General features: G+C 62.7%; 25 protein-coding genes and 1 tRNA gene. 7 read left to right on the top strand and 19 right to left on the bottom strand.

Annotated features, from left to right (window positions below; all coding sequences use genetic code 11):
• Positions 1–390: 390 nt before the first annotated feature.
• The 14 genes from CEY09_RS12015 to CEY09_RS11955 form a co-directional block, all read right to left on the bottom strand.
• Entirely contained in the window at positions 391–798 is a 408-nt protein-coding gene (locus CEY09_RS12015; RefSeq protein ID WP_234818270.1) for a single-stranded DNA-binding protein, read from the bottom strand.
• 97 nt (positions 799–895) lie between these two features.
• Positions 896–1144 (bottom strand): hypothetical protein, encoded by a 249-nt coding sequence (locus CEY09_RS12010; RefSeq protein WP_143219550.1) that lies wholly within the window; start codon positions 1142–1144, stop codon positions 896–898.
• 25 nt (positions 1145–1169) lie between these two features.
• Positions 1170–1745 (bottom strand): hypothetical protein, encoded by a 576-nt coding sequence (locus tag CEY09_RS31915; protein ID WP_143219549.1) that lies wholly within the window; start codon positions 1743–1745, stop codon positions 1170–1172.
• A 12-nt stretch (positions 1746–1757) separates the two neighbouring features.
• Complete coding sequence (locus CEY09_RS12005) at positions 1758–2810, bottom strand: PFL_4669 family integrating conjugative element protein (RefSeq protein ID WP_088588752.1); 1053 nt, start codon at positions 2808–2810, stop codon at positions 1758–1760.
• A 130-nt stretch (positions 2811–2940) separates the two neighbouring features.
• Positions 2941–4398 carry a hypothetical protein gene (locus tag CEY09_RS12000; RefSeq protein WP_088588751.1) on the bottom strand — a complete coding sequence of 486 codons (1458 nt, stop codon included), beginning with the start codon at positions 4396–4398 and terminating at the stop codon, positions 2941–2943.
• A 7-nt stretch (positions 4399–4405) separates the two neighbouring features.
• Positions 4406–4864, bottom strand: coding sequence for a hypothetical protein (locus tag CEY09_RS11995; RefSeq protein WP_088588750.1), 459 nt, complete (start codon positions 4862–4864; stop codon positions 4406–4408).
• Positions 4865–5261: 397 nt separating this feature from the next.
• On the bottom strand, positions 5262–5792 hold the full coding sequence (locus tag CEY09_RS11990; protein ID WP_088588749.1) for a hypothetical protein: 531 nt from the start codon (positions 5790–5792) through the stop codon (positions 5262–5264).
• Positions 5789–7432 carry a hypothetical protein gene (locus tag CEY09_RS11985; protein WP_088588748.1) on the bottom strand — a complete coding sequence of 548 codons (1644 nt, stop codon included), beginning with the start codon at positions 7430–7432 and terminating at the stop codon, positions 5789–5791. The genes CEY09_RS11990 and CEY09_RS11985 overlap by 4 nt, the downstream gene beginning before the upstream one ends.
• A complete protein-coding gene (locus CEY09_RS11980; protein ID WP_194956956.1) occupies positions 7432–7623 on the bottom strand; it encodes a toxin-antitoxin system protein in 192 nt (63 codons plus the stop codon). Before CEY09_RS11980 ends, CEY09_RS11985 begins: the two co-directional genes overlap by 1 nt.
• Positions 7624–7652: 29 nt before the next feature.
• Positions 7653–8051: a hypothetical protein gene (locus tag CEY09_RS11975; protein WP_088588746.1), complete on the bottom strand. Its 399-nt coding sequence runs from the start codon at positions 8049–8051 to the stop codon at positions 7653–7655.
• A gap of 3 nt (positions 8052–8054) precedes the next feature.
• Positions 8055–8906 carry a ParA family protein gene (locus CEY09_RS11970; protein ID WP_088588745.1) on the bottom strand — a complete coding sequence of 284 codons (852 nt, stop codon included), beginning with the start codon at positions 8904–8906 and terminating at the stop codon, positions 8055–8057.
• 447 nt (positions 8907–9353) lie between these two features.
• A tRNA-Pro gene (locus tag CEY09_RS11965) sits at positions 9354–9430 on the bottom strand.
• A gap of 175 nt (positions 9431–9605) precedes the next feature.
• Complete coding sequence (gene ispB, locus CEY09_RS11960; RefSeq protein ID WP_088588744.1) at positions 9606–10571, bottom strand: octaprenyl diphosphate synthase; 966 nt, start codon at positions 10569–10571, stop codon at positions 9606–9608.
• A 166-nt stretch (positions 10572–10737) separates the two neighbouring features.
• Complete coding sequence (locus tag CEY09_RS11955; protein WP_088588743.1) at positions 10738–11895, bottom strand: fumarylacetoacetate hydrolase family protein; 1158 nt, start codon at positions 11893–11895, stop codon at positions 10738–10740.
• A 131-nt stretch (positions 11896–12026) separates the two neighbouring features.
• Between CEY09_RS11955 and CEY09_RS11950 the strand changes: the two genes are divergently transcribed.
• The 5 genes from CEY09_RS11950 (at position 12027) to proB (ending at position 16259) form a co-directional block, all read left to right on the top strand.
• Entirely contained in the window at positions 12027–12785 is a 759-nt protein-coding gene (locus CEY09_RS11950) for an IclR family transcriptional regulator (RefSeq protein WP_088588742.1), read from the top strand.
• Between the two features lie 282 nt (positions 12786–13067).
• Positions 13068–13379, top strand: coding sequence for a 50S ribosomal protein L21 (gene rplU / locus CEY09_RS11945; RefSeq protein WP_006216228.1), 312 nt, complete (start codon positions 13068–13070; stop codon positions 13377–13379).
• Positions 13380–13413: 34 nt separating this feature from the next.
• Entirely contained in the window at positions 13414–13674 is a 261-nt protein-coding gene (gene rpmA / locus CEY09_RS11940; protein WP_006224659.1) for a 50S ribosomal protein L27, read from the top strand.
• 256 nt (positions 13675–13930) lie between these two features.
• A complete protein-coding gene (gene obgE / locus CEY09_RS11935) occupies positions 13931–15067 on the top strand; it encodes a GTPase ObgE (protein ID WP_088588741.1) in 1137 nt (378 codons plus the stop codon).
• 55 nt (positions 15068–15122) lie between these two features.
• Positions 15123–16259: a glutamate 5-kinase gene (gene proB, locus CEY09_RS11930; RefSeq protein WP_006224661.1), complete on the top strand. Its 1137-nt coding sequence runs from the start codon at positions 15123–15125 to the stop codon at positions 16257–16259.
• On the opposite strand, the gene CEY09_RS11925 is transcribed toward proB, so the two are convergent.
• Positions 16182–16979 carry a transcriptional regulator gene (locus CEY09_RS11925; RefSeq protein WP_088588740.1) on the bottom strand — a complete coding sequence of 266 codons (798 nt, stop codon included), beginning with the start codon at positions 16977–16979 and terminating at the stop codon, positions 16182–16184. The two genes, proB and CEY09_RS11925, sit on opposite strands and share 78 nt — an antisense overlap.
• A 100-nt stretch (positions 16980–17079) precedes the next feature.
• Here CEY09_RS11925 and CEY09_RS11920 point away from each other — a divergent pair, with 100 nt between their 5' ends.
• On the top strand, positions 17080–17508 hold the full coding sequence (locus CEY09_RS11920) for a helix-turn-helix domain-containing protein (RefSeq protein ID WP_088588739.1): 429 nt from the start codon (positions 17080–17082) through the stop codon (positions 17506–17508).
• Positions 17509–17621: 113 nt separating this feature from the next.
• On the opposite strand, the gene CEY09_RS11915 is transcribed toward CEY09_RS11920, so the two are convergent.
• Positions 17622–18179 carry a SecDF P1 head subdomain-containing protein gene (locus tag CEY09_RS11915; RefSeq protein WP_006224664.1) on the bottom strand — a complete coding sequence of 186 codons (558 nt, stop codon included), beginning with the start codon at positions 18177–18179 and terminating at the stop codon, positions 17622–17624.
• 328 nt (positions 18180–18507) lie between these two features.
• Between CEY09_RS11915 and thiC the strand changes: the two genes are divergently transcribed.
• Positions 18508–20421 carry a phosphomethylpyrimidine synthase ThiC gene (gene thiC, locus CEY09_RS11910; protein WP_006224665.1) on the top strand — a complete coding sequence of 638 codons (1914 nt, stop codon included), beginning with the start codon at positions 18508–18510 and terminating at the stop codon, positions 20419–20421.
• A gap of 1340 nt (positions 20422–21761) precedes the next feature.
• Here the strand turns inward: thiC and CEY09_RS11905 are convergent.
• From CEY09_RS11905 to CEY09_RS11895, 3 genes are all read right to left on the bottom strand, one after another.
• Positions 21762–23174 (bottom strand): FAD-binding oxidoreductase, encoded by a 1413-nt coding sequence (locus CEY09_RS11905; protein WP_088588738.1) that lies wholly within the window; start codon positions 23172–23174, stop codon positions 21762–21764.
• Positions 23171–23890, bottom strand: coding sequence for a FadR/GntR family transcriptional regulator (locus CEY09_RS11900; protein ID WP_088588737.1), 720 nt, complete (start codon positions 23888–23890; stop codon positions 23171–23173). The genes CEY09_RS11905 and CEY09_RS11900 overlap by 4 nt, the downstream gene beginning before the upstream one ends.
• A gap of 81 nt (positions 23891–23971) precedes the next feature.
• Positions 23972–25168 (bottom strand): GGDEF domain-containing protein, encoded by a 1197-nt coding sequence (locus CEY09_RS11895; protein ID WP_088588736.1) that lies wholly within the window; start codon positions 25166–25168, stop codon positions 23972–23974.
• Positions 25169–25285 lie beyond the last annotated feature (117 nt).

Genomic DNA, 25285 nt, shown 5'->3' with positions numbered 1-25285 from the left:
ATCCCCACGACGAGCTCAACAGCGGGCGTCCGCACCCAGCCCAAGCCTCCGAAAACGCGTTTAGTCATGATGACCCCTATGCTGCGCGAGCCACAGGGCCTGCCCCCACGCCCTTGAGTACGACCACACCACCGCTGAGCCTAAGCAAATCCTCGACCCGTCGCTTCGCGTCCTGGAGCGTGTAGGCCACATCCGTTTTATCGGCCGTCTGCCACCAGTACCCGACAGACCCGACAAGGTCCACTCTGCCCAGAACCCGTTGCTCTTTGCCAACGCGCAGGACGTGCGATTCCCGGAACTGTTCCCACTTCGGCCTTCTCGTGCTGATACGCATCTCTACTTTCTCCACGACAGAGGTGGCCTCGCCACCCCTGGGAATATGAAATTTGGTTAGACCGCGGCCGGCGCCGTATCGGGGGCCTTTTGTGCATCAACCTGTGCCTTGGAGCGATACAGCACCGACTCCACCCGTTGAAGCCCCAAGCTCACGCGTTCGGCGTCCATGCACATACCGGCTTCAGCTTGATTAGTTTGCTCATTGACCCAGGGCCGCACGTAAGTAGCCCCGACAACCGTGACCGCGGCGCCGACCCGCACGACTTCATAAACGCGCTTGGCCGTTCCCTCGTGCCAAATCGTCGCCTGAACAGGAAACGTCCGCGCATCGTCCTGCACGTACCCGCCTTGTCCGTCGGATTTGTATTCGGAGCACATCACGCGAAGTTCGCAAACCTGACGGTCTTCGCCCTTCACTTTGACCGTCTTCAAAACGGGGTTCATCAGAACGTTGCCGCTCATTTCGCTTCTCATTGCCATATCACTGCTCCAAAAAAAGTTTGTCCTCGTTAGGTTTGTGAGACGCTGGGACAGGGTCAGTCGCCCCGCTTAAGCGGCATCAAGGTTGCTGGTTTCGTTCATAGGGTTTCGCGTTTTGCCGCAAAACAGTCGCGCGCGCGATCCGATCATCGAATGCGGTGTGGGCCCATGCCGCGAGAACAAGGCAGAGGCACGATCCGACAAAAGGTATGCCCCATATTTCCGCGTCCACCAGGAAAAGGAAGATTGCCCATACGAGCAAGCCGATCGCAGCTAGACCGTTCGCGAACATTGCCGCTGCGAGCAGGAGCAGGATCAGCCGATCCATTGCCGCCCCGCCACCGAGCGTCCCATTAAGCATCGCCTTCGCCATTGCCCGAGCTGTTTTGCAGCAAAACGGCAGAGGGCTCTCCAAAGCCGGTTCTTTGGCGCAGCGCTCCATTTCGTAAATACGACTCCACCTGGTCGACCGCATGGCGCAATACGTTTTCCAACACATTTAGCTCCGCCGCTCTGACTTCGCAGTTCCGAAAGTGCTCTACGACCGACGGGGGTAGGCCGGCCAGAACGTCGCGCAATGCTTCGAAGCGCACGTACCGAGCTTGTCCTCGGATGCACCAGCGCAGTCGGGTGCGACCCAGCGCTCCACGTCCGCGCTCCTCGACCAAACGTAGGTAACACCCTGCCTCGAAACGGGTCGTGTCCAGCGCCAGAGCGTCCATGGCATCCCTTGTCTGCGCCACCGAGTTCGCAAACTGCCGCGACAGGGAGCGGAACGCTCCCTTACCCTTAAAGGCTTTTATGTCCACAGATACGGATGAGAACGAATAAGACGGCAGGTCGGCACCCGTTCTCGACACCAGCAACTCATGACGTGCCGAATAACCTGCTTTGGGGTCCCGCGCAGCATTTACAGAGGGTGATGACATGATCGCCTCCACCTAGGCCAGCAAGTTCTTATCTACGCCTGCCGTGACCTCGTCCGTCAACGGCACAGCATCCAATAGGCGCAGCTCTGCCGGCGAGAGGTTCAGCCGACGCTTCGTGTGTCGAGGCGCGTCTTCGCCCATGAACACCGCCTTGGGCACGTCTCCGAAGATATTCTTGACTGCCTGCACACGCTGCTGAGCGACGACATCGGCCCCGGCTACAAAATCGACGCGGCTAAGCGCTACGAGTTCATCCTTCATCAGGTACTTCTGCCAGTACAAAACACGCTCGAATACGCTCCGGCACTTGTGCTTTACGGATTGCAGCAACGCATGTCCTTGGCGGCCTGATACTAGATCGCGGCGCTGGGCGCTCTTGAGCACGCGGGTGAAATAGTCGACCTCCACGATGAGCAGCGCCACCATGTAGCCGTAAGGAGACGCAAACCCAAGCTGCATCTGCGCTGGCTCGCGCGACTGAAGAACCGAATAGGTCAGGCCCTTGCTCTTCATCTCTTCTAGCTTCTGAAGAAGTTGCGCTTGCTCCGCATTGATGTAAGCACGCACGTCTTCGATCCGAGCCTTGGTTTCAACCAATGCCCAATCAGCATAGGGATTGTCGTTAGACGACAGAGACCAAAGAGAGCGCAGCGCAGCCGCGACCCGCTTTCCGCCCGCGATGGGAGCCCCTTGCTTGCCCGGCTCAACTGCTTTGCCCATAAACAGCCGGAGCGCCTCCAACGTATGAAGTGACATTACGTCTTGGCTTTCCGCGACAAGGGAGGGCAGCGTTCGTATCTGTCGCGCCTCGGAGTTCCCTACCAAGGGATCGGCTCCTGCACGAGCTTCATGAGATTGGCGCATCCGCTTGAACTCCGCTTCTCGCTCGTAGAAGAGCTGCAGGCGCCCGAAGAACGGGTTAGAAGGGTCGGGGTCATTCTCGTCCAGCAAGGGGCCCAGGATGCGACGTTCGCCATCCAGGTCGTAGCGGTCAGGAAAAGGGGAGGTGTCGGCCGTCGCGAACGCAGACAGGGACGAATCAACCGCCATTTTTTTGGGTGCCATCAGGCGCTTCTCCGTTGTTGAATATGTTTATTTGGGTGATGCTGGCCCACTCCAAAAGAACGCTGCTCCACCTGACCGTGATCAACTGGGGAGCGGATTCCTTGGATCAGCTTGTTTTGCTGCAAAACACTCATGCTCGGGCCCTCCGCTCTGCCATCGCTGCTCGCAGTTCTGCCAGGCGGGCGCGGCCTTCTTCTTTTGACGACGGCTGCAAAGCAGGTGCGACGTCACCCGTCACAGCGGCCTCCGCTTCCCTTACCGAGGCGGAGACGGCTGCAAGGTTGCGCCGGCGTTGAGCTTCAAGGTGCGCAAGTTCGGGTACGAAACGCCCTTGTTGGGCCAGGAGCACAAGTCGCCGTAGGTACCCGAGAGGGTTAGCGACAGCCTGTCTCCTCGCCCTGGCACCGTACTCGTCCAACAACGTCTGCCGGACAGCGGCCGGGGCATAGCCAAGGATCGACGTCGCACCCTCTCGGCTTCCAGCTGGGAGAACGTCTGGCCACAGTAGGATGTCCACATCAACCACCACGGACGCGTTTTGCAGCAAAACAGCTTCTGGCGCGCGTGCGTGGGTTGTGGTCGTATCTGTTTTCGAAGATGTATTCGTACCCCTTATAGAAGTGGACGAATCCTGCAAACTGCTACGTACTTTTCCGTCTATCTGCAATGGATCTTTCGCGCAATCTGGCTTTCCCGAATGGGAATTTCCAGCTTGCTCGATTCGTACATTGGCCTGCGGAGATCTTTGATTTTGTTGGAGTTGCGCCCCAACACCTGTGGACATTTGAAATGCTTGGTGGCGACGGGTTGTCGCGATACCTGCCACCTCAGCCCTTTTAGCGGCCGTCGCTTGGGAGGCGAACTGCTCCTGCAGCAGCTCACATAACAACGCCGGATCCACCTGCGTGTAGACGCGTTTAGCGCCTCTATTAAGGTGGAATTCCTGGACCAGCCCAAGCTCTTTCAACCGAGCTTTCGCGTTTTCCAGGGACCGTCGATTCAAGGCCAAGTCTTCCTGCCAGTTGAGCGCGGTCAGACTGAACCAGGGATATCCCGATTCGATCGATCGACGTTGCAGCTGCAGCAAGCGAGACAGCAACAGGCCCGCGTTCACTCCACCAGTCAAATCGGCAAGGATCCGATGGTATGCAGTGGTCGGGCCAAGCAAATCGCGTACGGCACGTTCCGGTGCGCGCATGAATTCGAATGTCAGCTCGACCGGTAGAGCCTCCTTTCTGCAGACTTCTAGAGCCCGTGCGATGTTCGGCAGGTTCATTCGGTACCAGAGTGTCGCCGGCCGGCCGGCAAGCGTTTCCTCAACAAAACCTAAGGTGCGAAGACGGCGCCGCGCCGTGTCCAGCTCAGCGCGGGATAGCCCCGTCTCCATCCACCACTGCTGCTGAGTTTTGAAGATCCAGCCGTTGGTCTGGGCAACGTCGCGCCCCGTTCGCGTCCAGTGCGCGAGTTGGGACAGTACGATCGCCGCCTTTGGATTCCCGGTCATGCGTGCTAGAAACAGACCAAAGGCGATCGGCCGGCTTTGCTTCAATGCCAGCCACAGGCGGTCGTAGGCAATATTTGTCGACATACGACTGTCAGCTGCTCAAGACGGGAAAGGGCTGAGCCGAGGCGGCATTATTCGCCTGGATGCGCAATTCCTTGTCTACGACGAGCCAATTCACGCGCACGGCGGTACGTGGAGGCATTCCTGTCCGAAGGGTCTCAAGGAATCCCTTTCGCTCCAGCAACTTTCTGGCAGTGAGCTGCTCTTTGTAGGACAGCCCAAGGCGTGTATGCCAGTCGAGCGGGTCGAGATAGACCCAGTCTCCCGCTAATTCCGAGAGGTCTCCGCGCGCGGCAAGGTCGCTGAGGATCGCTGCGGCGTTTAGACTGCCGGCGAGCTCCACAAACGCCCGATGAATGGTAATTGGTGCGTCCAAGACCCTGAGAAGGTAGTGCTCATTGGCCTGGTCCCGATGAGGCGAGGGGGCAGCCTCCGCTCTAGCGACGAACTGTCTGCCGAATGGGTCAAGCGCGAAGTCCCAGCTAGTCATTGCGAGCTCCCTGTGGGCGATTCACTCCACTCGCCTGCACCGTACTGCGGGTCGTTCGCCGCACTAGTGCGCAGTCCATAGTGACCGAGAGGAAACCAATCGAGCGTCGTGCCGACATACTGGTCGGCAGCGCCTTTCGCCGGCATCACATAGCAGGCAGGTAGCAAGAAGAGCTTATCCACGACCGCTCCTACCCAAGCCCACTCGGCCCGCCATGGCTTTCATGGGCGGTTGATCCGCTGCCCGCTCCACGACCCGCCGCATTGCGAGCGTGTACGTAAAAGGACGCAGCGCCGGCGTGCCTTTGAGCACAGTGACAGGCACGGCGCCTTCATAGCCAGAGGCTTGAGAGACCGTGGAAACCGCAATTTTTTCCGAACTCATCGACCACCTCCGGTTAGCGTTGGTTAAGTGCGGCAAACAGCGTCAGCAGCGTGTGCTGAGGGAACGCATCGTGAAGCGCGAGATATCGTTCACGAACGTCTACAGTGGTGCTGTGCAGTTCTTTCCAGATGCTATGGACGCGCAGGTACTCGCCAGGATCTAGCTCCACGGCTGGTCCGGGCTGACTCAAACGCATTTGCGTGCGGATCTGCTCCACCTCCGCAGCTGGTATCGAGGGAAATAGCGCTCGGATCAGCGACCCGCTTGCTTGGGCGCGGACGAACTTCCGAAGCTGCTCCATATGCTGCTGGCGTTGCTGGTGTTCGCTTTGCTGCGCCACCAGCGCCTCCTGGTCGACGTAGATCCGCACAGTCACTGCCGGTAGCATGGCGTCGAGCCCGCGGTCGCGAAGGCCGGCCATGAGAAGCTCGGCCGTTTGCTCGGGTATTGCGCCGTCGGCATACGCGCGCCGACGAATTTGCTGATTCAGCTCGCGCAACGCTTTGCGCTTTAGCGTCGGATGGGTCAGCTCCAAGAAGTTCAAGACACACCTCCAATCAGCTCCAGAGGCACGCCAACCGAATGCCAAAATGCATCGCTGGATCGCTCGGGAAAGGCTTCGTTGAACATGCGCACGGCCTGGATCACCCGGAGGTACAACGGGCCCGTGGCGTCGCTTGGATCGGTCATACGCCTCACGACGTGATAGGACCCATCCGCGTAGACGGGATCGCCGAGCAGCGCCTCGCAGGCGTCCTGCCAGGCGTCGGTACTATCGGCATGCCGTTTAAAGTCCGTTTCCGGAATGACCAGCAGTCCTGCTGGCGTGTTCTGTTGCGACAAGAGCACAAGCCACCACCACGCGTAGTAGCGTTCTGCCTTTCCCCCCCCCTGCAGAGCCTGCTCTTGCAGGGAGCCACGGCCCTGCCCTACGTCTGCGGGGACTTCCACCATGAAACGCAAGGGAAGTTCCTCGATGGCCATGAGGCACCCTTGAAGATGGGTCGCTGCGACAAGGTCCTCCAGGGAGTGCCAGAGCTCGCGCTCGGCCGCTTCGCGGCTATCTACGAGTCGTTCTGTCGGCTGCGTGGGGGATTCGGAGGACGCACTACGACGGTCCCGTGGTCGGTCGGCGGACGGTGTCTGTACCTCGTCGCGCGGTATCGGCGGGGCGGTATCCACATCGGTGCTGAGCGACGCCCCTAGCGATGAAACGCTTTCGCCTTGCGTAGTGCCATCCCCGATGGCTGAGCCAGGTATGGTCGAACTTGGCCGCTTCGCTTCGCGCATGAGGGTGATCGCGTCGATGTCCGAGTCAGCCTGGATGAGTAAAACCGCGCGTTGAATCTCGTCCGTCGCGAGTTGGGTACGCTGCCCGAAGTTCTCTTCGAGGCGTGCATTGAATGCCGCAAAGTCCAGAGCTCTTGTGGCGACGTAGCGATCGCGCATGTGGTCGACTGCTAGCGTCCATGCCTGTTCCAGATCAGCGTCGGCGCCGAGCTTGGCCGCAACGGTCGCCAGACGGCTGCGCGCCGGGATGAAGCGGTCCTGTACATCACGCCTAGAGAGATGCGTTGCGGCGCACGCCAGCTCCGAAAGGTGCTTCATGGTGAAGCCGTAGTGGCTAAGAAGCGCCGGCGACGCCTGTATACCCTCCTCGGCTTTAAGCAGCTCAGAGAAATCCCGTAGGGAAAGTGGCGATCCTCGCTCGCGTTCCCATTCCTGCTTTAGGTCAAAAGTCGAGCGAGCAGCGTCCCAAAACAGAAGACCAGAACGTTGGTCGTTTTCCACCATGTGCGCGGCGAGCAAGGCGGCTTCGCTACGGTAAGGAACCATAACGAAGTCCATGTGCAAGAATTGGCTTTCGCCCTCGGCGACCAGCTCCTGCAAGATCTCCAGGCGGGTATTTCCGCCCTTGGCCGGGATGTAGTGCTTCTCTCCTGGCCGCTGCGTCACGGAGATCATCTGATCGAGGCCACGCTTGCGCACGGACTCCTTAATTTCGTCGTATTTCTCATTGCGGACCGTACGCGGATTGCGCTCGTACAGTCGACAATCGTCCCGAACGTTCAGGGTTATGACGTTCGTCAGGGCCGAGTCGATGGCTGCGGGTTCGGGAGACCTCTCGCTCAACCGCGAAGCGATCATTTGGGTGAGGTCGATTCTCTTTGAGGCCGGCTTCATCAGTGCCCCCTCAGGATCGGAAGCTTGTCGTCTTCGCCGGCAAGCGCAGTGGCCATGAAGACCAGGTCATCTTCGCCAAGCACGCCCAGGTTCCTATACGCACTTACCGCGCCCAGAACGATTCCAAGGTGCAGGGCGCGCTCGGGTGATTCGGGCGTTGCACGGTGCAGCAGGCCTAGTTCGGTATCCAAGTGCTGGAGAGCTAATTCCTTGTTTGTAGTCACGGCTCGATCCTCCCGGAGCTGATGGCCGACCACGCGTTCAGATACGGCACAGGGTCGGGCACGATGAATATGGGATGGGGGACGCAGCGGTGGAGGACTGGGTCCTCGAATATGCGAGCTGCTTCACTCTTCGATACGCCCATGCGGCGCATTTCGCTGAAACTGAAGACTTCGGCCGGGGCCGTTGCTGCGGGTTCTAGGCCGATCGGTCGCATAGCGAGGAGGGCCGTTTGAACCACCGCAGCGGCGCGCGCGCGGCGCATTTCAAGCGGTGCGTGATCTGGTGACACCGCCACGTAAAAAGTGAGCGGCGGCTGCTCCCCTGCGGCGGGAGCGGTTGCCCGAAACAGGTCACCGATATCGGGCAGGTCGAGCATTCGAGTGGCGGTTTTCATAGCTCAGGCCTCCACTTCTTCAGCCTGGCCTTGACCGTCCACATAAATGCCGCTCAATGCCGGGAATAGTTCCCAGGCAAGGCGGTGCATCACGTCCCACGGTGCCTTATCGACTTTTCGGCGGTCGTACTGGTGAACAGGGACCCGTGCGGTCGCCGCTGCGGTATAGGCGGCGGCATGCGGCACTACAGTGTTCAGGATTCCTTTGACCTGCTTATGGCCTGCGAAGCTACGGCGGATCTGATCCGCGACCTGGCGTGCATTGTTATTGCGCTCCAAGGCGCTAATCACTACGTACAAGTCTCCGCTGCGGAAGTCGGTACCGAAGTCGGACAGGCTGTTTAACGAGTCCATCATCCTTAGCGTGCCGTCGGCGAATTCAGCCGCCGACAGCACGTCGGGTTTGATGGGCGACAGGATCACGTCCGCCGCCATAGCAGCAGTCTTCTGCAGTTCACCAGCCGCGCCCTGCGTGTCGATGATGATCACGTGGTACTTGTCGACGGCTGCGGAGCGTCGGACCGCTCGGCGCAAAATTAAAAGCCGGTCTTCGCGGTCCTTCAACCATGTCTGCAGATTGCCTGATACCGCGTCCGAGCAAACGATGTCGATACCTGGGATTGACGTCTTGCTGATGCAATCTTCAGTGACGAGGCCGCCACGAGTGACGACGCGCGTCAGGCCATGCTCGGCCCTGTGCTGGATGGGGTAGTACTTGGTCAAGCTGTTCTGTTCATCTGCATCGAACAGCAAGACCTGCATTCCAAAATCGGCGAATATTCCCGCGAGATTGGCGCAGGTTGTCGTTTTCGTGACTCCACCTTTGGTGGACGCGACAGCGATCACGTGTGGCATGGCGTTCCTCTATTTCGGCGTGGGGCCAACGGCCCAGTTGCATACCCGTTCAAGGGCGGTTATCGTTAGCTAAAACACAGTTCTGTGTTACACTATTTTGTGTAATTCAGGGCGACATTACCCGAATCCGTGTAATTCGGCAAGATAGGACTGGCGATGGAATATCAGGAATTCGTAGAAGCTGCGCTCAAGGGGCGCAGCGTGAACAGCATGGCGAAGGCGTGGGGTCTGAAACAACAGACCCTGGATCGCTATGTAAAGGGCACGCACTTGCCGGATTACCGGACTGCTATGCTGATGGCTCAGGAAGCCGGCGTCGCTATCGAGACGACGTTCATCCTGCTGGCGCAGGAAGAGAGCAAACGCAAAAAAGCCGGCGTCGCTTTCGCGATTCCGGCTCTTGCTGCTGGTGTCGAGAACACCACCAAAAATTCGACCACAAATGAGTGGTCGGGGCGAGAGGATTCGAACCTCCGACTCCTGCGTCCCGAACGCAGTACTCTACCAGGCTGAGCTACGCCCCGAGTCTTACTATTTAGGCATCTCTGCCTACTTGCTTGCTCGGCTACGCTCAGTGCAACCAAACATCTTGCTGTTTTTTCACTATCAACAGCGACCGCTATTAGAACCTAAATTCAGTTTTTTTGAAAATCAGGTTTTTCAACCTTGCTTTTCAATTCCCCGAATCAGGTTTCCGCGCTAGCGATCTCTATTCACCGCGAAAGCGCAGAATTCTAGCAGAGAATTCAAGAAAGGGGAAGCGGGGTAGGCGGACAGGGCTTCGCGGGCCCGATCGGCTTCGGCGACGGCGGCCAGACGCGCGTGTTCCAGCGCGTCGGTCGCCTGGATGGCGGCGGCCACGGCGGCGAAGTCGGCGTCGCCCGTCTTGATGGCGTCGCGGATCAGTTGCTGCTGCTCGGGCGTGCCCACTTCCATCACGCGGATCAGCGGCAGCGTCGGTTTGCCTTCGCGCAGGTCGTCGCCCACGTTCTTGCCCAGGGCGGCGGCGTCGCCGCTGTAATCCAGCACGTCGTCCACCAGCTGGAAAGCCGTGCCAACGTGGCGGCCGTAGGCGGCCGCGGCGGCTTCCTGTTCGGGCGTTGCGCCCGCCAGGATGGCGCCGACTTGGGCGGCGGCTTCGAACAGCTTCGCGGTCTTGTAGCGCACCACTTGCAGGTAGCGCTCTTGCGAGACATCCGGGTCGTGCACGTTCAAGAGCTGCAGCACCTCGCCCTCGGCGATCACCGTGGTGGCCTGCGACAGGATGCTCATGATGCGCATCGAGTCGGCCTCGACCATCATCTCGAACGAACGGGAATACAGGTAGTCGCCCACCAGGACGCTGGCGGCGTTGCCGAACACGGCGTTGGCGGTATCCCGGCCGCGGCGCAGGTCGGATTCGTCGACCACATCGTCATGCAGCAAGGTGGCGGTGTGGATGAATTCCACGACGGCGGCCAGCAGTTGGTGGTGCGTCCCTTCGTACCCCAAGGCGCGCGCCACCATCAGCACCATGGCCGGGCGCATGCGCTTGCCGCCCGCGCCAATGATGTAGTCGCCAATCGTGCGGATCAGGACCACATCGGAATTCAGCCGCTCGCGGATGACCGCGTCGACAGCCTTCATATCGTCAGCAATGGGGGCAATAAGCGCGGGGAGATTCAAGACGTATCCGACAAGTGAAACGAGCCGCGTGGGGGCTCTTACCGCTGGGCCCGCCACGTGCGGCGGGGGATTCGACCAGCGATTATACGGGGTGTTACGGGCAGCAGGCGGCCACGGCCGCCCCACCTCCGCCCCACTTGCGCCCCTGCTCCGGCCCCCGATCCTTTTACAGGCCGCGCCCTGCCAGATTGGCGTACAGCGCGCGCACGCCAAAGGTCCAGGGCGCGATCTCGGTGGACAACTGCACCTCGTTGACCAAGGCGCCGATGCGCTCGGAGGCGATCACAACGCGGTCGCCCAGCTTGTGCGTGAATCCCGTGCCCGGGCCCTTGCGATCCTGGCTGGGCGAGAACATGGTGCCCAGGAACAGCATGAAGCCGTCGGGATACTGATGATGCGCGCCGCAGGCCTGGCGCACCAGGTCGAGCGGATCGCGGCTGATTTCCCGCATGTGGCTCACGCCGCTCAACGCGAAGCCGTCGTCGCCGTCGATGCGCAGCGACACGTCGGCCTGGCGCACGCTGTCCATATCGAAGTCGCCGTCGAACAGCCGGATGAAGGGGCCGATGGCGCAGGATCCGTTGTTGTCCTTGGCCTTGGTCAGCAGCAAGGCGCTGCGGCCTTCGATGTCGCGCAGGTTGACGTCGTTGCCCAAGGTGGCACCCACGACCTCGCCGCGGCTGTCCACGGCCAGCACGATTTCGGGTTCGGGGTTGTTCCATTCGGATTCCGGCAGCACGCCGATCTGGGCACCAAAGCCCACCGAGGCCATGGGCGGTGCCTTCGAAAAGATCTCGGCATCGGGGCCGATGCCCACCTCCAGGTATTGCGACCATTGTCCGCGTTCAAGCAATTCGACCTTCAGCTTGAGCGCCTGCGCAGAGCCTGGACGCAAGCGCGAGAGGTCCGAGCCGATCAGCGCCTGCATCCGCACGCGGATCTCGTCCGCGCGGCTCGCGTCGCCGCCGGCTTCTTCTTCGATCATGCGTTCCAGCAGGCTGATGGCAAAGGTGACGCCAGCCGCCTTGACCGGTTGCAGGTCGCACGGCGCCAGCAAACGTGGCCCCTCCCCGCCTTGCAACGTGGCGGCCATCAGTGCCCGCACGTCGCCCAGCGATTCCCCGTCGGCGCTGCGCGCTACCGCCACGCGGTCGGCCCGGTCCAGCAAGTCGGACACGGTGGGCGCCGTGGCGGTAATGTCGAAAACCTCGCCGTCGCGCACCACCACCACGCTGGGGCCGTTGACCGGTGCCGGGCGCCAGACCCGGCCCACCAGCAACGCCTGGGATAGATCGGAAGGCAGTGTGTCGTGCTGCGGATTCATGTTGTCTCCTCGCGTTGTGCCGGTCATCGCCTGGGATGCGGCAGGCCGTTGATGCAGGACGAGTCTAGGAGAATGGCCTTATCATGTCCAATATTATGAATTTCATTCCAACATATTGGAAATAATGCGCCGTGGCTATCGACTATGACGTTCCCGCCATCCGGCGCACGCACGACATCCTGCGGGTCCTTGCCGGCCGCCGCACGCCGGTCAAGGCGGCCGAACTGGCCGACACCTGCCAGTTGGCCAAAAGCACCCTCTACCTGTTGCTGGACTGCCTGGAGCAGCGGCGCTGGATCGAACGCAAAGACGGCGGCTACCTGATCGGGATCGAACTGATGGCGCTGGGCTTTGCCTACCTGCGCCACGACGGCCTGCAAGCCGCCTTCCATGAAGCCGCCAGCGATTTCGTCGCCCGCTGCAACGAGGTAGTGCAACTGGCCGTGCTGGACGGCTTCGACGTGGTCTATATCGCCCGCGAAGACGCCCGCCGCCCCGTCCGGCTGGTGTCGGAACTGGGCATGCGCCTGCCCGCCCACGCCTGCGCTCTGGGCAAGGCGCTGCTGGCCAACCTGGACGCCGACGCCCTGGCCGCCTGTGTGCCGGCTGAGTTGCCGCGCGTCACCGACCGCACGTTGGCCACCCGCGAAGCGCTCTACCAGGAACTGGATCTGGTGCGCCAGATGGGGCTGGGCCAGGATCTTGAGGAAGTGGCGACGGGCCTGGTCTGCTACGCGGCCTACATCGGGGTCACGCCTTTGGGCAAGCGGGTGGCGGTCAGCACATCGATCCCCACCGACCGCCTGGACGACGCCCACCGGCGCGACGTGATGGAAGGCATCCGCCAGGTGGCCCGCGACATCGCGTTGCGGGTGATTCCCGCGGCTTGAAGCCTGGGCGCCACACCTAAGCCCTTAGCCTGCAACGGCTTTTTGACTTTTGAAAAGTCCCGGGCTAATATCCTGGATTCGGTCAGCAATGCCCGAATTACGTCGGTTGTTCGCGTAAACCCTCTGGGTACTTTCCAAGCACTACGCTTGAAAGCACATAGGCGCCTTCCTTCTTGCCAGGTTCTGGCATCAAGACATGAAAGCGATCTTTCCAGGGCGGCAATCCCACCCAGCAGGGCGGGTCGCGCGGATAGACCCATTTACCTATTTAAGGAACACCCCATGTACGCGGTCGTAAAAACCGGTGGCAAGCAGTATCGCGTTGCCGCTGGCGAAAAACTCAAGATAGAACAGATACCGGCAGACATTGGGCAAGAAATCACCCTGGACCAAGTGCTGTCCGTGGGCGAAGGCGACCAACTGAAAGTTGGCACGCCCCTCGTCTCCGGCGCTGTGGTCAAGGCAACGGTTCTTGCGCAAGGCCGCCACGACAAGGTCAAGATCTTCAAGATGCGCCGTCGCAAGCACTATCAGAAGCGTCAGGGCCACCGTCAGAACTACACCGAAATCCGCATCGAAGCCATCACGGCTTAAGAAGCGACTCGGTACCACTTAGCAGGAGCTAAACATGGCACAGAAAAAGGGCGGCGGCTCTACGCGAAACGGACGCGACTCAGAATCAAAGCGTCTGGGCGTCAAGACCTTCGGCGGTGAACTGATTCCCGCTGGTTCGATCATCGTGCGTCAGCGCGGTACTCGCTTCCACGCTGGCGTGAACGTCGGCATGGGCAAGGACCACACCCTGTTCGCGCTGGTCGACGGCAAGGTTCAATTCGGCTTCAAGGGCGCATTGAACAAGCAGACCGTTTCGATCATCGCTGCCGAGTAATCGGACAAGCACGGTCAGCGCAACGCGGTTTACCGCGTTGCCGAACGGCAAAAGCCCTGTCGCATGCGGCAGGGCTTTTTTGTCGCCGGGCCGCCCCAAGACAAAATGCGGCCCCCTTGGGGGGTAGCAAGCACACGAAGTGTGTGCAGCGTGGGGGGCTTTTTTGTTTTAGGGCAATTGGCGAGTAAGCTTTCCAATGCCTCCTGGCGGCGCCCCCTGGGCGCCTGCCCCATTACCCACTACACGCGCAAACACCATGAAATTCGTAGACGAAGCCACCATTGAAGTGGTCGCCGGCAAAGGCGGCAATGGCGTGGCGAGCTTTCGCCGCGAAAAATTCATCCCCAAAGGCGGCCCGGACGGCGGCGACGGCGGACGCGGCGGCACCATCTATGCGGTAGCCGACCGCAACATCAATACGCTGATCGACTTCCGCTACGCGCGCCTGCACCGCGCCAAAGGCGGCGAGAACGGCCGCGGCTCCGACCAGTACGGCGCAGCCGCCCCGGACATCACCTTGCGCGTGCCCGTGGGCACGGTCATCCATGACGCCGAAACCGGCGAAGTCCTGTTCGACCTGGACACGCACGAGCAGAAAGTCGTGCTGGCCGCCGGCGGCCAGGGCGGCATGGGCAACATCCATTTCAAGTCCAGCCTGAACCGCGCGCCCCGCCAGTGGACGCCCGGCAAGGAAGGCGAACACCGCTACCTGCGCATGGAACTGAAGGTGCTGGCGGACGTGGGCCTCCTGGGCCTGCCGAACGCCGGCAAGTCCACGCTGATCACCCGCATCTCGAATGCGAAGCCGAAGATCGCGGACTACCCGTTCACCACGCTGCACCCCAACCTGGGCGTCGTGCGCACCTCGCCGTCGCGCAGCTTCGTCGTGGCCGACATTCCGGGCCTGATCGAAGGCGCCTCCGAAGGCGCAGGCCTGGGCCACTTGTTCCTGCGCCACCTGGCGCGCACCCGCGTGCTGCTGCACCTGGTGGACGTGTCCACGCCGGATCCGGACGCCGACCCCGTCGAGCAGGCCGTGATCGACGCGCGCGCCATCGTTGAAGAACTGCGCCGCTACGACCCGGAACTGGCGGAAAAGCCGCGCTGGCTTGTTCTGAACAAGCTGGACATGGTGCCGGACCCCGAAGACACCAAGCGCCGCTTCCTGGAGCTCTACGACTGGAAGGGCCCCGTGTTCGCCATTTCCGGCCTGACGGGCGAAGGCACGCAAGACCTGCTGTACGCGCTGCAAGACTACCTGGACGCCGAGCGCGAAAAGGAATACGTGTCGCGCGACCAGGCTGAGGGCACCTACGTGGCGCCGGACCCCCGCTTTGACGACACCCGGTCGGATGCCGACAAGCCCGCCGCGCCGCGCGCCGGCGACGAATAAGCCATAATCGCAGTCCTTACGATTACGTCTTTTTTCGCCGCAGCCGGCGCCCATCATGTCTGCTGAAACACCTGCCGTTTCCGTCGTCACCCACGCCCAGCGCCTCGTCGCCAAAGTCGGCTCGTCGCTGGTCACCAACGAAGGCCGAGGCCTGGACCGCGCCGCTGTCGCGCACTGGGCCGCGCAGATCGCCGCCCTGCACAAGCAGGGCAAGCAGATCGTGCTGGTCTCCAGCGGCGCGATCGCGGAAGGCATGGCGCGGCTGGGTTGGCGCAAGCGCCCGTCCGTCATGCACGAACTGCAGGCGGCCGCGGCCGTAGGCCAGATGGGCCTGTGCCAGGCCTACGAAGCGGCGTTCGCCGAGTACGGCCTGCGCACCGCGCAGATCCTGCTGACCCATGAAGACCTGGCCGACCGCCACCGCTACCTCAACGCTCGCAGCACGCTGTTCGCGCTGCTGCGCCTGGGCGTGGTGCCGATCGTCAATGAAAACGACACCGTCGTCACGGACGAGATCCGGCTGGGTGACAACGACACGTTGGGCGCACTGGTCACCAACCTGATCGAGGCCGACACGCTGATCATCCTGACCGATCAGCGCGGCCTGTACGACTCCGACCCTCGCAAGAACCCCGAAGCCAAGTTCATGTCGCATGCGCAAGCCGGCGACCCGTCCTTGGAAGCCATGGCCGGCGGCGCCGGCAGCGGCATCGGCACCGGCGGCATGCTGACCAAGGTGCTGGCGGCCAAACGCGCGGCCCACAGCGGCGCGCACACCGTCATCGCCTCGGGCCGCGAACGCAACGTGCTGACGCGCCTGGCCCAGGGTGAATGCATCGGCAGCGAATTGCGCGCCGTGCTGCCCGTGTGGTCCGCCCGCAAGCAATGGCTGGCCGACCACCTCCGGCTGCGCGGTCGCGTCGTGCTGGATGACGGCGCCGTGCAGGCGCTGCTGCGCGAAGGCAAGAGCCTGCTACCGATCGGCGTGACGGAAGTGGAAGGCGAGTTCGGCCGCGGCGACGTCGTCGCATGCGTGGACAGCCAGGGGCGCGAATGCGCCCGCGGCCTGATCAACTATTCGTCCGTGGATACGCGGCGCATCCTGCGCCAGCCGTCATCCCAGATCGCCCGCATCCTGGGCAGCATGACCGACCCCGAGCTGATGCACCGGGACAACCTGGTCGTGCTCTAAGGGCTTTGCACACGCGGCGTTTCGCGCAGGGTTCCAGCCACCCTGCCGCGTCGTGCCCGGGTCGTGCTGCAGGAAGATGTAGCCCCACCCGCGCACGGCGAGTACCGGCAGGTCGATATCAAGACGGCGCGCCTTGCTGCGCAGCCGCGACACCAGCACATCCACGCTGCGCGCGCCCTCTTGCGGGTTGCCTGGAAAGAACCGTTCGCGCCGCAGGCATTGGCCGGGCGCATTCAACAGGCGGATAAAAAAAGCACGCTCCGTCACGGTAAGCGGCAGCCGTTCACCGGCGGGCCCGGACAGCATCCGTTCGCGTCCAAGCACGCGCCACGCCGGCCCGTCGGTCGCCGGCGGCAGCAACCGCCGGCGCACATTGCGCAGCAACGCGTCCCATTCGGGCGCTTCCATGCGCACCGAGCTGTAGGCATCCACGCCGGCCTCCAGGGCCTCGACACGTTCGCGCGGCGTGGCAGCGGGCGCCTGCCACACCACTACTGCATCCGGCGCCGCACGCCGTAACGCGGCAATCAGCTGCGGGATCCGCTTGCCCCGGCCACGCAGCACCATCGCATGGGCATCCTCCGTCTGCAGGTGCTCCAAGAGTTCGGCCGGCGATTCGAACGCGCTGACCTGCCATTGGAATTCACGCAAGGCAGCGACAAAATTATTGTTCGTCATTTCATCAAGTTGCACGACGAACACATTGCCCCGTTCCTGCATGCCAACACGCCTCCCGAATTATTACTTAAGTGATTCTTATAGCCACCAAAGTAGATGACGAGCAAGCTTCAATCGATGCGTGAAGACATTTTCAGACCGATTGAAGCAAGCCCGTCTTCTGCGTGGTCACACGCAGAAGACGCTCGCGCGTCTGGCGCGGATTTCGCAAAGTGCAATCGCCAGTTACGAAAGCGGGCTTCGGCACTCCAGCCGGTCCGTGCGCAAGCTAGCCCAGATTCTGAAAATCGAAGCGGAATGGCTTGAAACCGGCAAGGGCCCCATGGAACTACCCATGGAAGGCTATGACTTGTCCGATACGCTTCCGCCGGCCGGCGTTGCCGAAACCATGCCGCGCCTGCCCAAGCGGCGCCGCCCGCATGCGCCGTGGCCTTATCCCAATATCGCGCCGTCGCTGTTCGACGGGCTGTCACCCGAAGACCGCGTGCAACTCGAAGCGCTGACGCTGACTTTCATCGAAACCGCGCACGCCCGCCGCGCCGTCAAGCCCCGCGGACGCAAGCCGGGCTGATCGCCGCATCGCCCTGCCCTGAATACCTACGCCTGATTCGGGCAAAAAAAATCCGCATCGAACGATGCGGATTTTTTTATGTCTTGCGTAAGCGGGGCAGGCCCGCCTGAAGATCAGGGCTTGGGCGCGGGCGCCGTACCGTTTGCGGCCGGAGCCGGTGCGGCATCGCCACGGATCTTGGCAGCGATTTCAGAGGCGGCCTGGGCCGATGCCACGCCAAATGCCAGCACGCCGCGGTTCAGCGGTTCTGCGATGCTGGGGGCCGCGACCAGTTCCTGATCGATCACCAGGGCCAGGCGGTTGCCGACGTTCTTGGTGCTGACGTCCGTCAGCTTGCGTGCGCCGGCTTCCGAGAAGCGCAGGCCCACGAAGTTCTGGCCTTGGCGATCCACCAGCGCGGCGGCGTCGGTCAGGTCAGCGCGCGTCAGCACGGGCGTCTGCTGCATGTAGAGCTTGCCGTCAGGCAGCGCGATTTCGCGCAAGCCCGGCGCGGGCTGCTGCTGCGCCAGGTAGAAGTCCACCGACGAGGCGGTGGCCGGCTGCGTTGCCTGCTGGCCGGCTTCGGGCGTGGCCGCAGCACCGGACGACTTCGTCGGGGCGGTCTTGCAACCTGCTAGCGCCAACGTCACAACAACCAGGGCGGGCGCCAATTTGCGTAGGGTCAGTTGCATGCTCGATTCCTTCTTAAGTGGGCTGGTCCCGACAAGACGACTGCCTGCCGGGCATTTCATTGAAAAAGTGTACCGAACCTGAATGACACTGTCGCCCCAGACTGAATCCAAATGTAAAGCAGTAATACCAGCCCTCCTCGCAGTGGCTCTATACTTCGCTTTCGCGCAGGGGTACTCGTCCCGCCTTTCCGGCAGGACGTGTTGAGAGAGTCCCTTCGTACCAGTACGGATAATGCCGATGCTGGGAGCCGTATTTCCGCCACGTGTCCCCGCACGCCTGGCGGAAGTCCATTCCCGATCGGCTCCAACAACTCGCTTGGAGCTTTCCATGAACGCCAATCCCAAATTCCTGGCCGCTACCGCCGAAGTCGACGCGGCGGCCGTCGCACCGCTGCCCAAATCGCGCCGCGTGTATGAAACGGGCTCGCGCCCCGACATCCGCGTCCCTTTTCGCGAGATCGAGCAGGACGACACGCCGACAATGTTCGGCGGGGAAAAGAACCCGCCACTGACGGTCTACGACTGCAGCGGCCCCTACACCGACCCCGACGTCAAGATCGACATCCGCCGCGGCCTGCCCGAACTGCGCCGCGCCTGGATCGAAGAACGCGGCGACACGGAAGTGCTGTCGGGGCCGACCAGCGACTACGGCCGCGAACGCCTGACCGATCCCAAGCTGACGGCCATGCGCTTCGACCTGCAGCGCCCGCCGCGCCGCGCCAAGTCCGGCGCCAACGTATCGCAGATGCACTATGCGCGCCGCGGCATCGTCACGCCCGAAATGGAATACGTGGCGATCCGCGAAAGCCTGCGCCGCGAGCACTATCTGCAAACGCTGCGCGACAGCGGCCCCGATGGCGAAAAGATGGTCAAACGCCTGCTGCGCCAGCACCCGGGCCAATCGTTCGGTGCCGCCATCCCCGCCGCCATCACGCCGGAATTCGTGCGCGACGAGATCGCACGCGGCCGCGCCATCATCCCCGCCAACATCAACCACCCCGAAGTCGAGCCCATGGCCATCGGCCGCAACTTCCTGGTGAAGATCAACGCCAACATCGGCAACTCGGCCGTCAGCTCCGGCATCGGCGAAGAAGTGGAGAAGATGACCTGGGCCATCCGCTGGGGCGGCGACACGGTGATGGACTTGTCCACCGGCCGCCACATCCACGAAACGCGCGAATGGATCATCCGCAACTCACCCGTGCCGATTGGAACGGTGCCGATATACCAGGCGCTGGAAAAGGTGGACGGCAAGGCTGAAGACCTGACGTGGGAGATCTTCCGCGACACGCTGATCGAACAGGCCGAACAGGGCGTGGACTACTTCACGATCCACGCCGGCGTGCGCCTGCCGTTCATTCCGATGACGGCCGACCGCATGACCGGCATCGTCTCGCGCGGCGGCTCGATCATGGCCAAGTGGTGCCTGGCGCACCATAAGGAAAGCTTCCTGTACGAGCGCTTCGAAGACATCTGCGACATCATGAAGGCCTACGACGTCAGCTTCTCGCTGGGCGACGGCCTGCGCCCGGGCTCGGGTTACGACGCCAACGACGAAGCCCAGTTCGCCGAACTGAAGACGCTGGGCGAACTGACGCAGGTCGCCTGGAAGCACGACGTGCAGGTGATGATCGAAGGCCCCGGCCACGTGCCGATGCAGATGATCAAGGAAAACATGGAGCTGCAGCTGGAACACTGCCACGAGGCGCCGTTCTACACGCTGGGGCCCCTAACGACCGACATCGCCCCCGGCTACGACCACATCACCTCCGGCATCGGCGCCGCGCTGATCGGCTGGTACGGCACGGCGATGCTCTGTTATGTGACGCCGAAGGAGCACTTGGGCCTGCCGAACAAGAAGGACGTGAAGGACGGCATCATCACGTACAAGATCGCCGCCCACGCCGCCGACCTGGCCAAGGGCCACCCCGGCGCCGCGATCCGCGACAACGCCCTGTCAAAAGCGCGCTTCGAATTCCGATGGGACGACCAGTTCAACCTGGGCCTGGATCCGGACACCGCCAAGGAATTCCACGACGAGACGCTGCCGAAGGACTCCATGAAGGTGGCGCACTTCTGCTCGATGTGCGGACCGCATTTCTGCAGCATGAAGATCACGCAGGACGTGCGGGATTACGCGGCGGCGCAAGGGGTCAGTGAGAAGGACGCGTTGCAGAAGGGAATGCAGGAGAAGTCAGTGGAGTTCGTTAAGAAGGGGGCTGAGGTTTATCAGCGGCAGTAGGGGTTTTGTTGGTGATGGCGTGCGGCGGGGGTCGAGTTCTTTAGGCGTCCGTCGCGTTGGGGGTCTGGGGTGCGAGGGGCAACGATTGCGGTCCGGAGCCTTCGCTCCGGACTGCCCCGTCGTCATCTTCGTCACTGCCTGCGGCAGTTCCTTCAGATTCCCTCGGGCTTATCGACGCCCCTCGCACCCCAGCCCCCCAACACACCGGACTCCACTAGCCGCAATCTCACGGCGGCTGGGGAGGGCGGCGTGCTTAAGGTTCTTCTCCACGGCGGGGCGTGGTGGAAGATCTTGCGATGCCCGCTCCCGGCCGGCCGCGCGGGCGGCCTTCGGGCGCTTACGCATCGTCTTGCGTCGTCGCGTGTTTCGCTTCGCGTGTGGGTGCAAGGATGCGGATCATGCTCTGTAGGATGGGTGGAGTGCGTTCCGGTTTACGCAAGTACACGGAAGGCATGCCGCACGTAACCCATCATCGATGCATGCCGACACGATGGGTTGCGCGCGGCATGCGTCCTGGTTCTTATGCCGCATTTGCCGCGCTCCACCCATCCTACGATTGACGAGCAATTCGTCAGAGGAACGACACATCGCCGGACCCCATCACCGGCCTCCCATTTAGACGGGTGGCGCGCGGGCGGCCTTCGGGCGCTTACGCATCGTCTTGCGTCGTCGCGTGTTTCCCTTCGCGTGTGGGTGCAAGGATGCGGATCAAGCTCCGTAGGATGGGTGGAGTGCGTTCCGATTTACGCAAGTACACGGAAGGCATGCCGCACGTAACCCATCATCGATGCATGCCGACACGATGGGTTGCGCGCGGCATGCGTCCTGATTCTTATGCCGCATTTGCCGCACTCCACCCATCCTACGATTGACGATCAATTCGCCAGAGGAACGACATCGCCGGATCCCATCACCGGCCACCCGTCGCTCCACCTCCCCCTCTGACTGCGGAGCCAATAGAAAACCACTCGCCCCCCGCGCGCAAGCGACTACCGCCCCGACGCATCAACGACGCGTATGCCTCATGCGGCCGCCCGCGCGGACGCATTCGGCGGGCCCCGAAAATCTCGTCAGTAAACAGCGCTCTAGCAGCGCATCGAACTCAGACGGCGCAGCTCGTCGCCGGGGTCGGGTGGGTGGCGCGCAACCTTGATGCGCCCGAGGGAATCTGAAGGGAAGGCCGCAGGCCTGGACGAAGATGACGACGGGGCAGTCCGGAGCGAAGGCTCCGGACCGCAATCGTGGGCGCGCGCCACCCACCCGACCCCGGCGACGAGCGTCCCACGAAGCCACGACAACGCGATAACGCGATAACCCTCAAGCAGCAACCTACAACACCCCTACAGCAACTTCCCCGGATTCATGATCCCCGCCGGGTCCATCACCTTCTTGATCTCACGCATCAATCGTAACTCCACGGCATCTTTGCTATGCAGGAAATGTTCCCGCTTCAGCTGCCCGATCCCGTGTTCCGCGGAAATGCTGCCGCCATAGCGATTCACTTCATCAAGAACCGCATCCGTGATCGCCGCGCCATTCACCGCCACCCAGTTGCGGTCGGCGCCTGCGGGGCGTGACAGGTTGTAGTGCAAGTTGCCGTCGCCGAAATGGCCGAAGATGAACGGGCGGATATCCGGGTACAGCGCGCGCACGCGCGCTTCTGCCGACACCATGAAATCCGGGATGCGCTCGATCGGCAGCGACACGTCGTGCTTCAAGTGCGGGCCGTCGGCGCGTTGGGCTTCCGAGATTTCTTCGCGCAGCTTCCACAGCGTCTGCAGTTGCGACAACGACGCCGACACCGCAGCATCCAGGCACAGGCCGCGTTCCAGCGCCGTGCCGATCACGTTTTCCAGCAGCGTCGTCAGGCCCGCCTCGTCCGCCGTATCGGCCAGCTCCACCAGCACATAGGCCGGGTAGCGCTGATCGAACGGCTCTTGCACGCCTTCCGCATGCGTCAGCACCAGGTCCAGGCAATCGCCCGAAAAGTATTCGAACGCCTGCAGCCGCGCGCCGCATTGTTCAAACAGAATCTCGAACAACTGCAGCGCCTGCGCGGGCGACTCCACCGCGGTGAGCACCACCGAACGCACATCGGTGCGCGGGAACAGGCGCAACGCCACCGCCGTGATCACGCCCAGCGTGCCTTCGGAGCCGATCAGCAACTGCTTCAGGTCGTAGCCGGTGTTGTCTTTGCGCAGCGTACGCAGGCCGTTGAAGATCTCGCCCGTGGGCAGCACGGCCTCCAGACCCAGCACCAGTTCGCGCGCCATGCCGTAGCGCACCACGTTCACGCCGCCGGCGTTGGTGGCGACGTTGCCGCCGATCTGGCTGGAGTCTTCCGCCGCCAGGCTCAACGGCAGCAGGCGCCCGGCGTCCTGCGCCGCGCGGCGCAGGATGCCCAGGATGGCGCCGGCTTCAGCCACCATCGTGTTGGCTACCGTGTCGATGGAACGCACGGCGTTCATGCGGTCCAGGCTAAGCACCACGTTTTTCGCGCTGCCATCCGGCGTGGCACCGCCGCACAGGCCGGTATTGCCGCCGCGCGGCACCACCGGCACGCCCTCTTGCTGGCACAAGGCCAGGCAGGCGGCGACCTCGGCGGTGGTGCGCGGACGCACGACGGCCTGGGCGTGGCCGTTGTACAGGCCGCGCCAGTCGGACAGCCAGGGCGCGATGTCCGCGTCGGCGGTGTAGACGGTGTCAGGGCCCAGGGCCTGGGTCAGGCGTTGAGTGAAATCGGATGCGCTCATGGTGTCTGCGTTGCCGCGGAAAAGAGGGGATCGAGTTGCAGGCGGCTGGCCGCCTGCTGCAAATGGAAGACCGCCGCCTGGCGGGCCTGTTCGGGATTGCCGGCGCGGATGGCCTCGAAGACGGCGACGTGCTCCTGATGCACGGTCGCGGTCAGGCCGTCCTGCAAACGGCTGTTGGACCGCGCAGTGCGCACCGCCAGCCGCAGTTGCAGGTTCAGGTACTGCAGCAGTTCTTGATAAGTGCTGTTGTGCGTCGCCGCGGCAATGGCCAGGTGGAACGCCACGTCGTGTTCCACCCCTTGTTCGGGATGTTCAAGATGGGCCTCCAGGGCGGCCAGCGCCTCGGCCATGGCGGCAAGATCGGTGGCGTTACGGCGCAGGGCCGCCAACGCGGCCGCGCCGCCCTCCAGTTCCATCCGCAATTCGTAGACGTTGGCCAGCTGGGCGCGGTCCACGCCGATGCCGCTGGACACCTGGAAGCCCTGGGCGCCCGTGCGCGACACCACCGTGCTGCCGGAACCCTGGCGGCTTTGGATCATCCCTTGGGCGCGCAGGCGTTCGGTCGCTTCGCGGATCACGGCGGCGCTGACGCCGTACTGCTCGGCCAGGATACGACCAGGCGGCAATTTGGCGCCGACGGAATGCACGCCGTCGGCGATGTCTGTCGCGATCTGGCGGGCGACCTGTTCGGTCAGGGTCAGGGTCTTGGTCAACATGGGTAGATTATAGGACTACTTTTCAGGTTATCTGATAACTTTGGGCCAAAAAAAGCCACTGATGATCTGCCCGGCCGCCTATCAAGCCGTGGCAGGCTCTCCGTTGCCGCTGGAAAGCGTGGCGACTTCGACTTCGGCGTCCCCGACGATCTCGCAGCAGCGGCCGCCCCGCGCCTTGGCGCGGTACAAGGCGGCGTCCGCCGAATCCAGGGCGGCCTGCGGGCTGCGATTGGCCGCCGAAATGATCGAAATGCCGATCGACAGGCCCACGCTGACCCGCGTGCCGTCCGCCAGCGCAATCGGCTGCGAGGCGTCGCGCAGCAAGTGTTCACCCAAGCGCAGCGCCGCCGTGGCGTCGATGCCGGTCACCAGCACGATGAATTCGTCGCCCCCGATCCGGGCCGCCACGTCATCCACCCGCAGCATGCCGCGCATGCGCTGGGCGATGGTGGTCAGCACCTGGTCGCCCGCGGCATGGCCATAGGTGTCGTTGATCCGCTTGAAATCGTCCATGTCCATGTACAGCAGCGCGGCGTGGCTGTCGTGCCCGCGCGCGCTGGCGCACACCCGCTCCAACGCCACCTGCAGCCCGCTGCGGTTGGCCAGGCCCGTCAGCGCGTCTTCGCTGGCGCGGCGCTCGCTGTCGCGCTCGGCCAGCATGGTGGACACCAGGATGCGGTTCAAGCGATGCGAGGCGATGCTCATACTGACCAGATAGAACGGGATCTGGATGAAGACGATGGCCGTGACGTATTCGCCCGTGAACAAGGCGCCCAGGCACATGGGGCCCAGGCTCAGGAAGATCATGGCGCCAACCAGCCGGGGCGCGCCGTAGTTACGAAAGCAGATGCCGCCGGCCATCGCGCCGCAGGACACGCCCGCCAGGGTGGCGGCCAGCCAATCCCCATTGAGGAAGGTGATGAACACGCCGTAGCCCACGCTGAACGCCCACAGCAGCGCCAGCAGGATGTAGAGATCGGTATGGGTGTTGCCGCCTTTGGGCGCGGCGCGCAAGGCGGACCGCAGGATCGTGACCCGGATGATGGCCAGCACCAGTTCGAGTACCAGCCACGAGATGTACAGGGGTTCAGGGCGACGCCAGGTGACCACGCCGGAAATCATCAGGGTATTGATGACCCCGCCGGCAAAGATGGGAAGCGTGCCGAACAGGCTGGCGATCAGCGCCGCGCGGATATCGGGAGGCGTGTCTTGCCCGGCGTGCGTCAACCACCGCGTCAGGCGCCACCGGGGCAAGCTGAACTTCAGTCCTGTTTCCACACCGTCACGTCCATCGCCATCACCAGAATTAAGTAGGCTGGCTGGCGTTATAGCAGGTATTTCAAGCCTTTAATATTGTCCCCGAGGGCAATAAGGCCACGGCGTGAGACGAATTTT

Source organism: Achromobacter marplatensis (genome assembly GCF_002209535.1).
Taxonomy (GTDB): Bacteria; Pseudomonadota; Gammaproteobacteria; order Burkholderiales; family Burkholderiaceae_B; genus Achromobacter; species Achromobacter marplatensis.
This window is presented reverse-complemented; position numbering and strand designations above follow the sequence as displayed.